General features: G+C 70.4%; 9 protein-coding genes. 8 read left to right on the top strand and 1 reads right to left on the bottom strand.

Annotation, left to right across the window (positions count from 1 at the left end):
• Positions 1–42 precede the first annotated feature (42 nt).
• Both AC3IPY_RS19245 and AC3IPY_RS19240 read left to right on the top strand, forming a co-directional pair.
• Positions 43–3,780 carry a discoidin domain-containing protein gene (locus AC3IPY_RS19245; protein ID WP_489185887.1) on the top strand — a complete coding sequence of 1,246 codons (3,738 nt, stop codon included), beginning with the start codon at positions 43–45 and terminating at the stop codon, positions 3,778–3,780.
• 198 nt (positions 3,781–3,978) lie between these two features.
• On the top strand, positions 3,979–5,469 hold the full coding sequence (locus AC3IPY_RS19240) for an MATE family efflux transporter (RefSeq protein ID WP_489185886.1): 1,491 nt from the start codon (positions 3,979–3,981) through the stop codon (positions 5,467–5,469).
• A 31-nt stretch (positions 5,470–5,500) separates the two neighbouring features.
• Here the strand turns inward: AC3IPY_RS19240 and AC3IPY_RS19235 are convergent, their stop codons facing one another.
• The gene (locus tag AC3IPY_RS19235; RefSeq protein ID WP_489185885.1) at positions 5,501–7,705 is read right to left on the bottom strand and encodes a heavy metal translocating P-type ATPase; all 2,205 of its coding nucleotides are present in this window, start codon (positions 7,703–7,705) and stop codon (positions 5,501–5,503) included.
• Positions 7,706–7,819: 114 nt separating this feature from the next.
• On the opposite strand from AC3IPY_RS19235, the gene AC3IPY_RS19230 reads away from it, so the two are divergent.
• The 6 genes from AC3IPY_RS19230 (at position 7,820) to AC3IPY_RS19205 (ending at position 18,566) form a co-directional block, all read left to right on the top strand.
• Positions 7,820–8,827, top strand: a complete 1,008-nt coding sequence (locus tag AC3IPY_RS19230) for a LacI family DNA-binding transcriptional regulator (RefSeq protein ID WP_489185884.1) — start codon at positions 7,820–7,822, stop codon at positions 8,825–8,827.
• A 233-nt stretch (positions 8,828–9,060) separates the two neighbouring features.
• The gene (locus AC3IPY_RS19225) at positions 9,061–10,278 is read left to right on the top strand and encodes a sugar ABC transporter substrate-binding protein (RefSeq protein ID WP_489185883.1); all 1,218 of its coding nucleotides are present in this window, start codon (positions 9,061–9,063) and stop codon (positions 10,276–10,278) included.
• A gap of 150 nt (positions 10,279–10,428) precedes the next feature.
• Positions 10,429–12,051 carry an ABC transporter permease subunit gene (locus AC3IPY_RS19220; RefSeq protein ID WP_489185882.1) on the top strand — a complete coding sequence of 541 codons (1,623 nt, stop codon included), beginning with the start codon at positions 10,429–10,431 and terminating at the stop codon, positions 12,049–12,051.
• A gap of 1 nt (position 12,052) precedes the next feature.
• Positions 12,053–13,006 carry a sugar ABC transporter permease gene (locus AC3IPY_RS19215; RefSeq protein WP_489185881.1) on the top strand — a complete coding sequence of 318 codons (954 nt, stop codon included), beginning with the start codon at positions 12,053–12,055 and terminating at the stop codon, positions 13,004–13,006.
• Positions 13,007–13,129: 123 nt separating this feature from the next.
• Entirely contained in the window at positions 13,130–15,559 is a 2,430-nt protein-coding gene (locus AC3IPY_RS19210) for a glycoside hydrolase family 31 protein (protein ID WP_489185880.1), read from the top strand.
• Between the two features lie 88 nt (positions 15,560–15,647).
• On the top strand, positions 15,648–18,566 hold the full coding sequence (locus AC3IPY_RS19205) for a glycosyl hydrolase family 28-related protein (RefSeq protein ID WP_489185879.1): 2,919 nt from the start codon (positions 15,648–15,650) through the stop codon (positions 18,564–18,566).
• Positions 18,567–18,589 lie beyond the last annotated feature (23 nt).

Here is an 18,589-nt window from a genome sequence, read left to right as displayed (position 1 = left end):
AGGCGGCGCGAGCCGGTGCGGCTGCTGACCGTAGGAGCCGCCGTGGCCGCGCTGGTGCTCGGTGGTGCACTGCCGGCGGCGCCGGCCATCGCCGCTCGCCCGGCTCTCGCACCTGCCGGCGCCGAGGCCGGCTGGCCGGCCCTCGCCGAGAAGCTCGCCGGCATCACCGGCGAATGGAGCACCGAGACGTACCAGAACGCGATCGGGTCGACGATGCCCGACACCGCGATCCTCGGCAACGGCGACGTCGGCGTCATCAGCGCCGGGCGTCCGGGCGAGAAGACGTTCATCATCTCGAAGGGCGATTTCTGGAACGGCAACGGCGGCGTGCGCAGCGCCGGCCTTGGCGGGGTCACGCTGAAGGCCGCGACGCCCGACGAAGTGCCGGCCAACCTCGCGATCGGGGCGACCGCGACCTCGTCGACGAACGACGGCCCGTTCCCGGCATCGCGTGCGATCAGCGGCACATGGGGCCCGGGCTACGAAGGCTGGGTGTCGTCGGTCGGGAAGCCGCAGTGGCTGCGCATCGACCTCGGCGCCGCGACAGAGATCGGCCGGATCGTCGTGCGCCACGACGCCGACGCCCGTCCTGCGCAGGCCGCGAACGTGCCGAAGGCGTTCGAGATCCAGGTCGGCGACGATGGCGAGAACTGGACGACCCTGCGCGCCTTCACCGGCAACACGGCCGCTCGCACCGAACTCGACGTCGATGCCGTGTCCGCCCGGTGGGTACGGGTGCTCCTGACGACGCCGACCCAGGAGTCCACGGCCGACTCGACGAACAACCCGCGCGCCCGCGTCGGACAGGTCGAGGTGTACGCGCCCGCGCCGAACGTCGATCTCGCGCAGGGATCAGCCGCGACCTCGTCGAGCAACCACCCGAGCTTCCCCGCATCGCGCGCCGTGAACGGCGAGTGGGCCGAGGGCGGTTACGAGGGCTGGGTCTCCGAGGTCGGCAAGCCGCAGTGGCTGCGGCTCGACCTCGGCGAGGCACGCACGTTCTCGCGCTACGTACTGAAGCACGATGCGGCCTCGCGGGGTGAGGGTCAGGCGTCGAACACGGCGAAGGACTTCACGGTGTCGGTCAGCCAGGACGGCGCGGCGTGGACGGTGGTCGACACGGTCACCGCCAACACCACGCCGACGACCGACCGCGAGATCCCCGAGCAGACTGCGCGCTACGTTCGCGTCGACTTCCAGACCCCGACCCAGGAGTCCACGCCTGACTCGACGAACAACCCGCGCGCCCGCGTGGGCCAGTTGCAGCTGTTCGCCGGGCCGGGCGGGGAGACGCCTGCTCCGGAACCCGACCCGTTCCACGAGACGATGCACATCGACGATCCGCGCATCGACACCGAGATCGTCCTCGGCGGCGCGCCCCTCGAGTTGCGCACCTGGCAGGGCATCGACGAGTCCATCGTCGTAACGGAGGTCACCTCGAAGGCGGATGCCCCGGTCGAGCTCGAGTTGTCGACTTGGGCGGGTGCGGCGAACGCGAACGCGAACTACCTCAGCGAGGCGGGGAACGACGACGACACCCTCTGGGCGACACGTACCACGCAGTCGGGCCAGAACTGGGTGTCCCGCGCTGCGCTGGCGACCGAGGTCCTCGGTGCCGACCTGACGGATGCGTCCGCGAGCGGCGCGACTGCACGCGGCACGTTCCTCCTCGAGCCGGGTGCGACCGCCTCGGTCGTGACCGCGGTCGACGGAGGACCGGACTCGACGACCTTCCTCGACCATGCGCGCGCTCTCGCCGCCGAGCAGGACGTCGACTCGCTGCCCGAGATCGCGCAGCTGAAGGCCGACTGGTGGAAGGACTTCTGGCTCGCGTCGCGGGTCGACCTCGGCGACCAGAAGCTCGAGCGCTATTACTACGGCGCGCAGTACCACCTGGGCGCGTCGTCGCGGCCCGGTCACCTCGCACCCGGCCTCTACGGCATCTGGTACACGGCCGACAACCCGATGTTCTCGGGCGACATGCACCTGAACTACAACTTCCAGGCGCCTTGGTATGGCACGTACTCGAGCAACCGGCCGGATGTCTCGCTGCCGATGTACGACCTCATCGAGGACTACGTCCCCGAGGCCGAGCGCCGCGCCGCCGAAGATCTGCGCCGGGTCAAGCCCGACTATGTCGACAGCCGTCCCGACCTCGCGGACGGCGCCGACGGCGTACTGTTCCCGGTGGGCATCGGACCATGGGGCTCGACGACCGACAACCAGTACTGGAACCAGACCGTGAACGGCCTGTTCAATGCGGTGATGTACCTGCAGTACTGGGAGTACACGCGCGATGAGGCGTTCCTCGCCGACCGCGCACTGCCCTACTTCGAGCAGGTCATCGCGTTCTTCGACGACTGGCTCGACGAGGGGGAGAACGGGCAGCTCGACCTGTGGGCCGGCGCCCACGAGGGCATGTGGGGTCGCAACTCGAGCCCCGACGTGCCGCTGTTGCGCGCGGTGCTCACCACCGCGATCGACGCGAGCGCCCGCCTCGGGCACGACGCCAGCAAGCGCGCTCACTGGCAGGACCTGCTCGACCGGCTCGCACCCACGCCGACCACCGTGCGCGACGGGCAGTCGGTGTTCGCACTCTCCGACGAGGGCACGGTGGTCGGCAACGGCGGCCGGGTGTTCAACCCTGGCGACAACACGGTGAACCTCGAGGTCGTCCACCCGGCCGAGGAGGTCGGCCTGCACTCCGATGCCGTGGTGCTGCAGCGCGGTCGCGACACCGTCACGCAGATGAACTCGTGGGGGCAGAACAACGCGTTCCCGAAGGTCTTCACGCAGGCCGTGCGCGTCGGGTACGACCCCGAGACGGTGATCTCGCGACTCACGCAGGAGATCGACGAGAACATGGCCGGCAACCTGCGCATCCACGATCCCTACCACGGCATCGAGAAGTCGGGCGCCACGGAGGCGATCAACAGCATGCTGGTGCAGTCCGAGGGCGGCGTCATCGACCTGTTCCCGGTCTGGCCGGAGGCTCGGGACGCCTCGTTCTCGACGCTGCGCACCAAGGGGGCATTCCTGGTCTCGGCCGCGCAGACAGCGGGGACGGTCGGCCCCGTCGAGGTCACCAGTGAGGTCGGCGGCACGCTCGCGCTGACCGTGCCGTGGAGCGAGGGGCCCGTGAATGTCGCGGGCGCCGACGGCCGCACGGTGCCGTTCACGGTCGCCGACGGCGTGGTGCGGGCGGCGACGACCGCCGGCGTCACCTACACGGTGGCGAACAGCGAGCCCGACGAGGTCGTTCCGGCGTCCGTGTCGGTCTCGGCCGACACCGTCGCGGCGGGTGGTGTGGTCACAGTCACGGGTTCGCAGTTCGAGCCGGGCTCGACGCTCTCGGTCGAGTTGCACTCCGACCCGGTCGTGCTCGACGAGGTCACCGCCGATGGCGAAGGCGGCTTCGGGGCCGAGGTCACGATCCCCGCATCGACCGACGCGGGCGAGCATCAGGTGGTGGTCACCGCGGACGGCGCCGAGCTTGCGCGCACGGCCCTCACCGTGGTCGCGGCGCCCGGTCCGGGCGGCGGTCCCGGCGGCACGCCCGGCAGCGAAGGCGGTACTCCAGACGGGTCGGAGGACGGTACTCCCGGCGGTTCCGACGGCGGCAGCCCCGACACCGCAGAGTCCCGGACGGGCGGTGGGGATCTCGCTTCGACCGGCGTGCAGCTGACGGGATGGCTCGCACTCGCCGTGCTGCTGCTCGGCGTCGGTTCCGGCACTGTGGTGCTTCGTCGCCGACGGCGCCGGTTCGGAGCGCGCGGCTGACGCAGACGAGTGATCGCGACGGAGGGGGTTCGGCATGACGCCGGGCCCACTCCGTCGGTTCGCCGCGACGCAGGTGAATGCCGTCCTCCCTCATCGCGGGTGAATTGCGCAGACGCCGTCGAATCGATTCGATAGGATGTCTCGGGCCGTCGTTCGCGGCGCCCCTTCCTGCCTCGTTCGATCCGCCCGGAGAGCCCCATGGCCACTCGCCTCACCACCGGCGCGCCCTGGCGCGTCATCCTCATGTTCGCGGTGCCGCTGCTCATCGGCAACGTCGTGCAGCAGCTGTACCAGGTGGTCGATGCGATCGTCGTCGGCCGGCACCTCGGCATCGACTCGCTCGCGGCCGTCGGGGCGACGGGCGCGCTGCTGTTCCTGCTGCTCGGGTTCGCGTGGGGCGTGACCTCGGGCTTCGCGATCCCGACCGCGCAGGCGTTCGGCGCGCGCGATCACGACGCCGTGCGGCGCTCGGTCGCCACCGGCACGCTGCTCACCGGGGCGATGAGCATCCTGCTCACGGCCGTCGCACCGCTCATCGCCGAGCCCGCGCTCCGGCTGCTGCAGACCCCCGAGGAGCTGCTCGTCGAGGCGACCGTGTTCACGCAGATCAGCTTCCTCGGGGCATCCGCCGTGATGTTCTTCAACTACCTGTCGGCCATCATCCGCGCGATCGGCGACTCGCGCACCCCGCTCATCTTCCTCACCGTGTCGTGCGCGCTGAACGTCGGGCTCGTCGTGCTCATGGTCGGGCCGCTCGGCTGGGGCGTCGCGGGCGCGGCGCTCGCGACCGTCGTCGCGCAGGCGGTCTCGGTCGCCCTGTGCCTCGACTTCGTGCGCCGGCGCGTGCCCGTGCTGCACCTGCGCCGCGAAGACTGGCGGATGTCTCGTGCCGACCTCCGCGAGCACCTCAGGGTCGGCCTCCCGATGGGGTTCCAGGCCTCGATCATCGCGATCGGCACGCTGACCGTGCAGGTGGCGCTCAACGGCCTCGGCGCCGATGCGGTCGCCTCGTACACGACGGCCTCGCGCATCGACTCGCTCGCGGTCGCCCTGCTCGCCTCGCTCGGCCTGGCCGCCTCGATGTTCGCCGCGCAGAACTTCGGCGGCCACCGCCCAGACCGGGTGCGTCGCGGGGCCGTGCAGGCGACCTGGATGTCGATCGGCACGGCCGTCATCGTCGGCGTGCCGCTCATCCTCTTCGGCGAGGATCTCGTGCGGCTCTTCGTCGGCGCCGGATCCGATGCCGTCGTGGCCGACGCCGGGCTCATGCTCGCCGTCAACGGCTTCACCTACTCGGCGCTCGGCGTGCTCTTCGTGCTGCGCGGCACGCTGCAGGGGCTCGGGCACACCGTCGTGCCGACCGTCACGGGCGTGATCGAGCTGGTCATGCGCGTCGGCGCGGCGATCGTGCTCGGCGCGGCGTTCGGATTCGTCGGCGTCGTCTGGAGCAACCCGCTCGCCTGGTTCGGCGCGGCCGCGCTGCTCATCCCGGCCTACATCCGCGAGCATCGACGGCTCGGACGCATGCGGGTCGAGCCCAGGACGGCCACGCCCACGACGCCGATCGCCGTCGTCGGTCCGGTCGACGGCTCGATGAACGTCGATGCCGTCGTGACCGGGTCGATCCCGGTGCAGGATGCCGACACGTCCGGGCGCGCGCGTCGTCGAGGCATCCGCTCGGCTCGGTGAGCCCGCGACCGCGACCGCGCTGTGACCGGTGTCAGGCGGCGCGCTCGAGCACGGCGCGCGCGCTGACCTCGGGGGAGAGGTCGAGGCGGCGCAGGAACTGTGCGTTGACGGCGACGACGATCGTCGACAGCGACATGAGGATCGCCCCGACCGCCATCGGCAGCACGAACCCGATGGGTGCGAGCACGCCCGCCGCGAGCGGCACCGAGATGAGGTTGTAGCCCGCGGCCCACCACAGGTTCTGCTTCATCTTGCGGTAGCTCGCGCGTGAGAGCTCGATGACCGAGAGCACCGAGCGCGGGTCGTCGCTGGCGAGGATCACGCCCGCCGAGGCGATGGCGACGTCCGTTCCGGCGCCGATCGCGATGCCGACATCGGCCTGGGCGAGCGCAGGCGCGTCGTTCACGCCGTCGCCGACCATCGCCACGCGGTGCCCCTCGCCCTGGAGCTCGGCGACCTTGGCCGACTTGTCTTCTGGGCGAACGCCCGCGAACACGCGATCGATGCCGAGATCGGCGGCGACCGAATGCGCGACCGCCTCGGCGTCGCCCGTGATCATGACGACCTGCACGCCGAGCGCGTGCAGCGCGTCGACGGCCTCGCGCGACTCGGGTCGCACCTCGTCGGCCAGGGCGAGCGCGCCGATCACCTCGCCGCCGGCGAGCACGTGCAGGATGATCGAGCCGTCTTCGCGCCACGCGGATGCCGCGTCGAGTTCACGCTGCTCATGCCGGGCCAGCATGCTCGGACCGCCGACTGCGACCGTGGTGCCCTCGACGGAGGCCGTGACGCCCTCGGCCGGCGAGGCATGGAACCCGCCCGCACGCGGAATCGCGAGCCCGCGTGCGACGGCCGCCTGCACGATCGCCCTGGCCAGCGGGTGCTCGCTGTCGGACTCGGCGGCGGCCGCGAGGGCCAGCACGTCGTCCTCGCTGCGGCCGGCGACGGTCGCGACATGCGTCACGACGGGTTCGCCCTTCGTGAGCGTCCCGGTCTTGTCGAACAGCACGGCCGACACGGTGCGCATGCTCTCGAGGGCGAGGCGGTCCTTGACGAGCACGCCGCCCTTCGCCGCGCGCTCGGTCGCGATGGCGACCACGAGCGGGATCGCGAGGCCGAGCGCGTGGGGGCACGCGATCACGAGCACGGTGATGGTGCGGATCACGGCATCGTCGGGCTGGCCGACGAGGGTCCACACGATCGCGGTCAGGGCGGCTGCGCCGAGCGCGAACCAGAAGAGCCAGCCCGCCGCGGTGTCGGCGAGCCGCTGGGCGCGCGAGGTCGAGTTCTGCGCCTCGGCGACGAGGCGCTGGATGCCGGCCAGCGCGGTGTCGTCGCCCACGGCCGAGATGCGCACGCGGATGGCGGTGTCGGTCGCGACCGTGCCCGCGACGACCGTGTCGCCGGGGGCCCGGCTGACGGTGCGGGACTCGCCCGTGATCATCGACTCGTCGACTGCGGCCGTACCCTCGGTGACGACGCCGTCGGCCGGAACCCGCCCGCCCGGGCGCACGATGACGAGGTCGCCGACGACGAGGTCGGAGGGCGCGACCTTGACGATCGCGGCACGATCGCCGGCATCGCCGGAGGCATCCGCAGTGCTGTCATCGCCCTCGATGCGCTCGGCCTCGTCGGGCAGCAGTGCCGCGAGCGACTCGAGCGCCGACGAGGTCTGCGCGAGCGAGCGCATCTCGATCCAGTGGCCGAGCAGCATGATGACGATGAGGAGGGCGAGCTCCCACCAGAAGTCGAGCTCGTGGTGCAGGAGGCCGAGGCTCGCACCCCACGACGCGAGAAACGCGACCGTGATCGCCAGCGCGATGAGCAGCATCATGCCCGGCTTGCGCGCCTTCAGCTCGGAGGCGGCGCCCGTGAGGAACGGCCTGCCGCCCCAGACGTACATGACGGTGCCGAGCACGGGAGAGACCCACGCGACCCACGCGGCATCCGGAAGCGGGTAGCCGAGGATCGAGGCGAACATGCCGCTGAAGCCGATGACGGGCACGGCGATGACGAGCATGATCCAGAACAGACGGCGGAACTGGCCGACGTGATCGCCGTGGCCTGCGTGGCCCGAGTGCTCCGCGTGGCTCGCATGCTCGTCGTGACCCGTGTGTTCGTGGTTGCTGTGACCGGTGTGCTCGTGGCTGTCGTGTGCGTCGTGGTCCACGTGCTCGTCGTGGGAGCCGTGCTCCGCGTGCATGGTGTGGTCGTGACGACCGTGCGTCTCGCTCATGCCATCGAACATATACCCCCTAGGGGTATTGCGCAAGCGATCAGGAGGGCGCGGGGGACTGCGGATGTCTCGGATCGGACCGGACTACGCACGCCGCGCCCGTAAACTGCGACGGTGGCGAGCAGACTGAGCGACGTGGCGCGCAAGGCGGGCACGAGTCCCGCGACGGTGAGTCGCGTGCTGAACGACCGACCCGGCGTGTCCGAGGTGAAGCGGCAGGCCGTGCTCACCGCGCTCGACGTGCTCGGATACGAGCGTCCGTCGAGTCTGCGCGGCGACCGTCCCCGCTTCGTGGGACTGGTGATGCCCGAACTGCAGAACCCGATCTTCCCGGCGCTCGCCGAGCTCATCGGCGGCACGCTGACGCAGAACGGGTTCAGCCCGTTGCTGAACACGCAGAACACGGGCGGCATGACCGATTCGGACTTCGTCGAGCTGCTGCTCGAGCAGCAGGTCAGCGGCGTCATCTACCTCGCCGGTGTGACCCCCGACGGCGCGGCGGCCCGGCCGCACTTCATCCGCCTGCAGGAGTCGGGCCTGCCGACCGTCGTGATCAACGGCACGGTCGACGCGCTCCCGTTCCCCACGGTCTCCACCGATGACGTCGCGGCGGCCGAGCAGGCCGTCACGCACCTGCACCAGCTGGGCCACCGCCGCATCGGCCTGCTCATGGGCGGGCGTGGCCACCTGCCGTCGCAGCGCAAGGTGTTCGGTGCGCAGCGCAAGCTCGCCGAACTCGGGTGCGAGGTCGACGACGCGCTCGTCGTGCGGGGCATGTACTCCATCGAGGCGGGACAGGCCGGCGCGGCGAAGCTGCTCGGCGAGGGCGCGACGGCGATCGTCTGCGCGTCCGACATGCTCGCGCTCGGTGCGATCTGGGCGGCGCGGCGCGCCGGACTCCGGGTGCCCCAGGACGTCTCGGTCGTGGGGTACGACGATTCGCAGCTCATGAGCTTCATCGATCCTCCGTTGACGACCGTGCGACAGCCGATCGATGCGATGGGTCGGGCGGCCTTCGACCTGCTCATGGCCCAGATCGAGGGCACCGACGAGCCGGTCAGCGAACTGCTGTTCGAGCCGGAGTTCGTGCTGCGCAGTTCGACGGGCCCCGTGCGCGCCTGAGTTCACCCGCTGTTCCGCCGCGGCATCCGGAATCTGATGGGTGCCGCGCCGTGCCTTCGGCGTGCCGTTCGGCGTGCCCTTCTTCGCGCCGCGAACTGGAATGAACGGCCGACTTTATGGAATCTTGTGCAGATTCACTGAAATTCCTTTCCAAACGTCCCCTGCGCCGCTATCTTGAGATCATTCAGACCCGCTGACCCCCGGCGGGTGACGAACTCGAAGAGGAGTGGATGATGCGAAGGAGCATCACGATCATCGGCGCGGTCGGCGTTGTGCTGGCGCTCGCCGGCTGTGCGGCCGGCTCTGGTGACACAGCGAGCACGCCCGACGCCGACCAGACCCTGACCCTGTGGGTGGACCCCAACCGTGCTGTGGAGATGAAGCCGCTCGTGGCCGACTTCAAGGAGAAGACGGGAGTCACGGTCGAACTCGTCGAGAAGGCGGTCGACAAGATCGGGCCCGACTTCGTCGCCCAGGTGCCGACAGGCGAGGGCCCCGACCTGATCATCTCGGCGCACGACGGTCTCGGCGAATGGATCAAGAACGGCGTCGTGGCCCCGGTCGAGCTCGGCGATGTCGTCGACGACTTCGTGCCGGTCGCCGCGGCGGCCATGGCGTATGACGGCCAGTACTACGGCGTGCCGCTGGCGATCGAGAACGTCGCGCTCGTGCGCAACAACGCGCTCCTCAAGGAGACCGAGGCCACGACGTTCGACGAACTGATCGCCGAGGGCCGGACCGCCGGCACCGAGTTCCCGGTGCTCATCCAGCAGGGCGAGTCGTCGGATCCGTACCACATGTACCCGCTGCAGACCTCGTTCGGCGCCCCCGTCTTCGCGCAGAACGCCGACGGCTCCTACACGAGCGAACTCGCGCTGGGCGGCGACGCCGGCCACGCCTTCGCGAACTACATCGCGAAACTCGGCCAGGAGGGCGTGCTCGACATCGCCGTCGACGGCGCGATCGCCGGCCAGGCGTTCGGAGACGGCAAGTCGCCGTACATCATCACCGGCCCGTGGGGCATCCCCGGAATGGAAGAAGCCGGCATCGACTTCACGGTACTCCCCGTCCCGAGCGCGGGCGGCGAGCCGGCCCAGCCGTTCGTCGGGGTCTCGGGCATCTTCATCTCGTCGAAGTCGAAGAACCCGGTGCTCGCCAACGAGTTCGTCGTGAACTACATGGCGACCGAGGAGGCGCAGGACCTGCTCTACGAGTCGAGCAAGCGCAGCCCCGCACTCATCGCCTCCGCCGACAAGGTCACCGACCCGGTGATCGCCGGGTTCAACGCCGCGGGCGCCGAGGGCGCCCCAATGCCCGCCATCCCCGAGATGAGCGCGGTCTGGGGCTTCTGGGGCACCGCAGAGGCGCAGATCATCGACGGTCAGGTCGACCCGATCACCGGTTGGGACACGATGGTGGCCAACATCCAGGACGCCATCGACAAGGGCTGATCGCGTGACGCCGCCTCCGTGTCGTCCGACGCGTACGGAGGCGGCGTCACCGTCCGGAACCGGAATCCGCGCCGCAGCGCGCACGGGCCGGCATCGCCCCCCGACATCGCCACCCGACTTCACCCCCGCTCGCATCGCACCGAGGATCGCATGACCATCTCACCCCCATCCGCGCCCACGGCCGAGACGCCGGCGCCCCGAGAACCGGGCTCGGGTACGCCGCCGCCGCGCCGCCACGAGTTCGGCGGACGCAGGCTGGCGCTCAGCTTCTGGGTCAAGCTCGTGCTCGTCGGCATCGCGAACGCGCTCGGCCTCTACGGCATCCTCTCGGCATGGGCGGTCGGCCAGTGGGCGATCCTGATCTTCCTCGTCGTGACGCTCGTGCTCGTCGACTGGGCCTACATGTCGCGGCGGGCGGTCGCGGCGAAGTACCTCGTCCCCGGCCTGATCTTCCTGTTCGCGTACCAGATCTTCGCGATGGCGTACACGGGCTACGTGGCGTTCACCAACTACGGCGACGGCCACAACTCGACGAAGCAGGACGCCATCGAGCAGATCTCGATGCAGAACGAACTGCGCCTCGACGGGTCGCCGACGTTCCCGCTCACGGTACTGTCGCAGGGCGACGAACTGGGCTTCGCGGTCGTCGACGACGGCCTGGTCGAGGTGGGATCCGCCGATGAGCCGCTGGCGGCGGTCGACGGGGCGACGGTCGACGACGGCCGCGTCACGGCGGTGCCCGGGTGGGACGCGCTCACGTTCCTCGACGTCGCGAACCGGCAGGCCGACGTCGTCGCGCTCCGGGTGCCGATGTCCGAAGACCCCGCCGACGGATCGGTGCGCACGCAGGACGGCTCGACCGGGTTCGTCGCGGTTCCCGTGCTGCAGTACGACTCCGAGACCGACACGTTCGTGAACACCGACGACGGCACGGTCTACCGCGTCAGCGACACCGGCAACTTCGTGTCCGACGACGGCACCGCACTCACCCCGGGCTGGCGCGTGGGCGTCGGCTTCGCGAACTTCACCTCGATGGTCACCGACCCGCGCATGGTCGGCCCGTTCGCCGAGATCTTCACCTGGACGTTCGTGTTCGCGCTGCTGTCGGTCGTGCTGACCTTCGGGCTCGGCATCTTCCTCGCCGTCGCGTTCAACGATCCGCGGCTGAAGGGCCGCAAGGTGATCCGCTCGCTGCTGATCCTCCCGTACGCGTTCCCGGGTTTCCTCTCCGCGCTGGTCTGGGCCGGCATGCTGAACGACCGGTTCGGCTACATCAACGTGGTGCTGCTCGGCGGAGCCGACATCCCCTGGCTCACCGACGCGCTCATGGCGAAGGTCTCCGTGCTCCTGGTCAACCTGTGGCTGGGGTTCCCGTACATGTTCCTGATCTGCACGGGCGCGCTGCAGGCCATCGACGCCGACACGATGGACGCCGCGCGCATCGACGGTGCCGGCCGGCTCCAGATCTTCCGCCATCTCACGCTGCCGTTCGTGATGGTCTCGGTGGCGCCGCTGCTGATCTCGTCGTTCGCGTTCAACTTCAACAACTTCGCCCTGATCTACATGCTCACCGGCGGCGGGCCGAACTTCGTCGGCACACCGTACGTGGTCGGGCACACCGACATCCTGATCTCGATGGTGTACTCGGTCGCCTTCGAGAGCGGCAGCAAGCAGTACGGGGTCGCGAGTGCGCTGTCGCTGCTGATCTTCATCCTGGTCGGCCTGATCTCCTGGCTCGGCTTCCGTCGCACGCGTCGTCTCGAGGAGATCTGACATGGCACACGTCACGACACCGGATGTCGCGGCCGTCACGGCTGCGGATGCCGCGACGTCGGGCTCCTCCTCACGAGCGGCGTCGATCAGCCCCGGCGGTCGTCGCCTGCGCGGTGCGAGGTGGTGGTCGGAGATCGGATGGCGTTACGGCGTCGCGGCGGTGATGATCGTCGTCTGCGTCTTCCCGCTGCTCTACGCGCTGTCGGCCGCGCTGAACCCGGCCGGCACGCTCACCGGTTCGTACGACCTGTTCCGGGTGGTGTCGGCCGAGAACTTCGCCGCCCTCTGGAGCACGCCGTTCTGGGTGTGGATGAAGAACTCGATCATCGTCGCGTCGTTGACTGCGATCGGCACGGTGCTGATGGGGGCCGCGGCCGCATACGCGTTCTCGAGGTTCCGCTTCGCGGGCCGCAGGGCGGGGTTGACCACGCTGCTGCTCCTGCAGATGTTCCCGCAGATGCTGGCGTTCGTCGCGATCTTCCTGGTGCTGCTCGCGATCGGCGACGTCTTCCCGGCGCTCGGGCTGAACTCGCATCTCGGCCTCGTCTGCGTGTACCTCGGCGGCGCCCTCGGCGTGAACACGTTCCTCATGTACGGCTTCTTCAACACGGTGCCCCGTGAGCTCGACGAGGCGGCGAAGATCGACGGGGCGAGCCACGCGCAGATCTTCTGGCGCATCATCATGCGATTGGTGACGCCGATCCTCACGGTCGTCGGGCTGCTGTCGTTCATCGGCACCTACAGCGACTTCATCATCGCCAGGGTCGTGCTGCAGCGATCCGAGCAGTTCACGCTCGCGATCGGGCTCTACAACTGGGGCTCCGATGAACGCAACGCCCCGTGGGGACTGTTCGCCGCGGGGGCCGTGCTCGCCGCGATCCCGGTGGTGCTGCTGTTCCTCGCGCTGCAGCGCTACATCGTCTCCGGGCTCACCGCCGGCTCGACGAAGGGCTGAGCCGACCCCGCCTCGTCCTGAACCCCGTTCCGACCACGACTCGCGCTCCGGCGCCGACGACCGGCATCCGACCCCGGCGTCCGGTCCGGCGATCGCGAAGACTCCCTGAGAAAGGCCACTCTCTTGACCATCACCACCGCAACCGCGCTGCGAACCGCCCGACCGGACTCCGTCATCGAGGGCGACCACTACAGATTCACCGTGCTCACCGAGCGGCTCATCCGGATCGAGTGGAGCGACGAAGGGGCCTTCGTGGACCTGCCGACGGCGGTCGTCGCCGATCGCGACTTCCCGCCCGCCGACTTCACCGTGACCCGCTCCGACGACGGCGGCCTCGTGATCCGCACGAGGTACCTCGAGTTGCAGTACGACGGGCGCGAGTTCTCGTCGTCCGGCCTGTCGATCACGCTGCACGCCGCACCCGACATCCACTACTCGACCTGGCGGTACGGCGAGCAGATCCCCCGCCTGTACGAGACCAGGGGCAACCTGGGCGGCACCGCGCGCACCCTCGACGAGGTCGACGGCGCGTGCCCGCTCGAGCCCGGCATCCTCTCCACCTACGGCTTCGAGGCACTCGACGACTCGGGTTCGGTGCTGCTCGGCGAAGACGGGTGGCCGCGGGCGCGTCCGACCGGCGGTCGTGACCTCTACGTGTTCGCCCACGGCCGCGATTACCAGGGGGCGCTCGACGACTACTTCCGGCTCACCGGGGCGCCGGCGCTCGTGCCCAGATATGCGCTCGGCAACTGGTGGAGCCGGTACTGGCCGTACGCCGCCGGCGAGTTCCTCGAACTCATGGACGGGTTCGCCGCCGACCGCCAGCCGTTCTCGGTCGCCGTGCTCGACATGGACTGGCATCTCGTGGACGTCGACCCGGCGATCGGCACCGGATGGACCGGCTACACCTGGAACCCCGAGCTGTTCCCCGACCCGGCCGCGTTCCTCGCCGAGCTGCACCGCCGCGGGCTCGCGGTCACGCTCAACGTGCACCCGGCCGACGGCATCCGCCGCCACGAGGCGAGCTACCCTGCGGTGGCGCGTGCCCTCGGCGTCGACCCGGAATCGGGCGACGGCATCGTGTTCGACATCAGCTCGCGCGAGTTCGTCGACGCGTACCTCGCCGAGGTGCACCATCCGATCGAGGAGCAGGGCGTCGACTTCTGGTGGCTCGACTGGCAGTCGGGCGGCGTCTCGCGCATCGACGGACTCGACCCGTTGTGGATGCTCAACCACGTGCACGTCACCGACCTGCAGGAGTCCGGCCGGCGCGCCGTGACCCTGTCGCGGTACGCCGGCCCGGGGAGCCACCGATACCCCGTCGGGTTCTCGGGCGACACCCACGCGACCTGGGCCTCGCTCGACTTCCAGCCGTACTTCACGAGCACCGCGGCCAACATCGGCTACTTCTGGTGGAGCCACGACATCGGCGGCCACATGCGCGGCCGCACCGACCCCGAGCTGACGCTGCGGTGGATGCAGTTCGGCGCGCTGTCGCCGGTGAATCGCCTGCACTCCTCGGCGAGCCCCTTCGGCTCGAAGGAGCCGAACCTGCTCGGCACCGAGCTCGGCGGCATCGCCGCGCGCTACCTGCGCCTGCGCCACGTGCTCGTTCCCTACCTCTACACCGCGGCCCACCGTGCGCACGCCGACGGGGTGCCCGTCGTCCGGCCGATGTACCACGCGCATCCGTACACCGACGAGGCGTACCTGCACCGAAACGTCTACCTGCTCGGCCCCGACCTGCTCGTCGCGCCGATCACCACCCCGGTCGACGGCGAAGCGCAGGTCGGCGCCACGGCCGTGTGGCTCCCCGAGGGCGAGTGGACCGACCTCTTCAGCGGCAGACGGTACCGCGGCGGGCGCACGACCGCCGTGCACCGCGCGCTCGATGCGTACCCCGTGCTCGTGCGGGCCGGTGCCGTGCTCCCGCTCGCGATGGACGCGATGGCCGCGGTCGCCGAGAATCCGGCGCGCCTCGTGCTCCGGGTGTTCGAGGGGACGTCGACCTCGACGATCGTCGAGGATGACGGATCCGCCCGCCCCGAGCCGTGGACCACCGAGGCCACGCAGACGGCGACTCGTCGCGAAGACGCCGGCAGCGACATCCGACTCGTGCTCGCAAGCGAGGGAGACCTGCCTCCGCGCGCGCTCGAGACCCTCGCGTTCGACCTCGCCGGCATCGCGTCGATCGAGGGTGCCGTGCTGCTCGTCGACGGCGTCGAGCGGCCGATCGTCCACGTGCAGGAGCCGACGGATGACGCGGCCGACCTGTTGGCGGCGGCGCTCCGGCTCGAGGTGCACGACGTGGACCTGCACGCGGCCATCGAGCTCCGGATCCTCGGCGCCCGACGGCACGTGCGATCGGCGACGCACGACGCCTTCGTGCTCCTGCAACGGGCTCGGATCGACCTCGACCTGAAGGATCGCGCCCTGGCGGTCATCGAGCGAGCGCAGGGCATCGCGCTCGCCGACGAACTCGCGGGCATCGGCCTGCCGCCGGTGCTGCTGAGCGCGCTCCTCGAGGTCTTCGCAACGGCCGACGCCGACTGAACGTCGGGCGGGCACGACCCGCTCGGCACCACCTGCACCACCCCACCCATCGGCACCACGAACGCACCATCGATCGAAGGAGATCCCGATGTCGCACCGAACCCGAATCGCCGTGATCGGGGTGACCGTCGGCGGCGTGCTCGCCGCGGGCCTCGCCCTCGCACCGCCGGCGGTCGCCGCCGACCCGCCGCACGAGTACGAGGCCGAGGCGGCCGCGCTCTCGGGCGGGGCGGGCATCAACGCCAACCACCTCGGCTACTCGGGCTCCGGATTCGTCGACGGCTTCGTGCTCGACAACCGGGGCACGGCGTCGGTGACGTTCACCGTCGACGTGCCGGCAGCGGGGGAGTACGGGCTCAACCTCCGGTACGCCAACGGCCTCGGCTCCGACATGACACTGTCGCAGGTCATCGGCGACGAGGACCGGCAGATCGTGCTGCCGTCGGCCGCGGGCGCCTCGTGGAGTCGGTGGTTCGTGCATCAGGAGGCGGTCGAGCTCACGGCAGGCGTGCAGGACGTCACCCTCCGCTTCGACGAGGACGACACCGGCAACGTGAACCTCGACGCGATCTCGCTCACGACGGTCGGCGACCTGTCCACTCCCGGCGGCGGGGCGACCGATCCTGGCGAGATCCCGGGCTCCGGTCCCGACACCCGGTGGGATCGGATCACGGACGCGCTCGCCGCGGTGCCGGCACCGAAGCGGGCTCAGACGTACCTGTCCGAGGGCGCGTTCTTCGCGAACGGCGCGACGACGCTCGAGCGGGCCGGTCGAACGGGCATCGACCTGACCGCGCCCCGCGCGCGCATGGCGGTCTCGACATTCGCCACGACCGACCGTGCGCAGAAGGTGTCGATCCGCTACGTCAACGAGGGCTCCGCACCCGCTCGGGTCGTCGTCGGGGTCGACGGGCTGCCCGTCGGCAGGATCGACCTGCCGCCCGCGCAGGACTGGCGCGAGATCGCCGTCGTGCTGCCGCTCCGGGCCGGCCTCGGCACGTTCGAAGTGCGGCGCACCGCCGACGGACACGACGGCGACGTCGTCGTCGACGCGATCAGGGTCGAGCACGCGAACCCGGCGGCGGCACGCGGAGCCACGACCGGCACGGTCGTCTACGAGGCCGAGCACGGCCGGACCACGGGCGACATCCTCGCACCGAGCCGCACCTTCCACGACCTCGCGGCCGAGGCATCCGGTCGACAGGCGGTCACGCTGACCGACGCGAAGGACTCCGTCGAGTGGGTGCTGGCCGAACCGGCCGATGCGCTCGTGCTGCGGGCGTCGATCCCCGACAGCGCCGACGGCACCGGGCAGTCGGGCACGCTCTCGCTGTACGCGGGCAAGCGGAAGATCGCCGACGTGCCCGTCTCGAGCGCGTACTCGTGGGTGTACGGCGGATATCCCTACGGCAACGACCCGTCGCAGGGCGGCGCACAGCGGTTCTTCGACGACTCGCGGGCGACGTTCGCGAAGCTGCCGGCGGGCACCGTGCTGCGGTTGCAGAAGGACGCGGCGTCCGGAGCCCTCCCCTACACGGTCGACCTCGTCGAGACCGAGGTGCGCGCCCAGGCGATCTCGGCACCCGCGGGTTCGATCGACGTGACCGCGTTCGGCGCGACACCCGACGACGGCACCGACGACACCGTGGCGATCCAGGCCGCGGTGGATGCCGCGAGCGAGGCGGGCGCGAGCGTCTGGGTGCCCCGAGGGCGATTCACCGTCACCGAGGCGGTTCGCCTCGTGGACGTCTCGATCCGGGGTGCCGGACCGTGGTACTCGGCACTCGCGGGCCGGGACGGCACGGGCGGCCTCTACGCGATGGGCACAGGGGTCACGATCACCGATCTCATGATCGACGGCGACGTGCGATACCGCGACGACCGGCTCTTCGACACCGGCATCGAGGGCAACTTCGGCCAGGGATCGCTCATTCAGAACGTCTGGATCTCGCACACCAAGACCGGCTTCTGGGCCACCGCGGGAACCGACGGGCTGTACGCCGTCGGGCTCCGCGTCAGCGACACCTTCGCCGACGGCGTGCACCTCGACGGCGGCGTGGTCGACACCCGCGTCGAGCACGCGAGCATTCGCAACACCGGTGACGACGGCATGGCGATGTGGTCGTCGGGCGGCGCGGTCGTGCGCGGCACGTTCGCGCACAGCACCGTGCAGAGCCCGCTGCTGGGCAACGGCGCGGCCGTCTACGGCGGCGATTCGAACCGCATCGTCGACTCGGTCATCGCCGACACGCTCACCGCACCCGCCGGCATCGCGATCAGCACCCGGTTCAACCCCGTGCCGTTCTCCGGAGTGACCACGGTGTCGGACAACGACATCTTCCGGAGCGGCGGATGGGAGCCGAACTGGAACACCTCGTTCGGCGGCATCTGGGTGTTCGCCGACACGAGCCACATCACGACGCCCGTGCTCGTCGAGCACACGCGCATCATCGACTCGACCTACGAGGGCCTGCTCGTCAGCGGCAGCCACTGGGTCAACGACCTGCGCGTCAGCGACGTCACGATCGAGGGCACGGGATCGTACGCCGTCGCTGCGCGAGTCGGCGGCGACCACCGTTTCCGCGACGTGCGGGTCTCAGGGGTGACCGAGCCCGCCGACGGCCGGAACCACCTCTGGGGCACGTTCATCGACGAGGGCGGCAACACGGGCCTGCTCGCCGCGGCGACGGCGTCGTGCGCGGTGACGCAGCGCGCCACCCCCGTGGTGCTCGGCGGGTACGCCTCGACGGTCACGCTGAAGAACACGGGTACCGCGGACCTCGCGGTGGGCTCGCTCGCCTGGCATGTCGGCAGCGGCGAGGCGGCGCTGCTCGCACCCGGCAGCGCGCTGTCGCAGAACGGCACTCGCGTCGAGGTCGGCCTGGGCGACGCCGTGCTGAAGCCGGGCAAGAGCCGCACGATCGTGGTCGCCGGCACGGCGAACGCGAAGTCCGTCGCGAAGCCCGACGCGTTCACACTCGACGGGGTGCGCTGCGCGATGCCGTAGTCGCCCCGTGTGCGAGCCGCCCG

The sequence above is a fragment of the Agromyces sp. GL_144 genome, from assembly GCF_057834305.1.
Note: the sequence above shows the minus strand (reverse complement) of the source record. Positions and strands in the feature narration are given on the sequence as shown.

What these genes read in the sequence shown, in the direction of transcription:
- AC3IPY_RS19240 (WP_489185886.1), top strand. Translation starts at nt 3,979, where the DNA reads ATGGCCACTCGCCTCACCACCGGCGCGCCCTGGCGCGTCATCCTCATG.
- AC3IPY_RS19235 (WP_489185885.1), bottom strand. Translation starts at nt 7,705, where the DNA reads ATGAGCGAGACGCACGGTCGTCACGACCACACCATGCACGCGGAGCAC.
- AC3IPY_RS19225 (WP_489185883.1), top strand. Translation starts at nt 9,061, where the DNA reads ATGCGAAGGAGCATCACGATCATCGGCGCGGTCGGCGTTGTGCTGGCG.
- AC3IPY_RS19220 (WP_489185882.1), top strand. Translation starts at nt 10,429, where the DNA reads ATGACCATCTCACCCCCATCCGCGCCCACGGCCGAGACGCCGGCGCCC.
- AC3IPY_RS19215 (WP_489185881.1), top strand. Translation starts at nt 12,053, where the DNA reads ATGGCACACGTCACGACACCGGATGTCGCGGCCGTCACGGCTGCGGAT.
- AC3IPY_RS19205 (WP_489185879.1), top strand. Translation starts at nt 15,648, where the DNA reads ATGTCGCACCGAACCCGAATCGCCGTGATCGGGGTGACCGTCGGCGGC.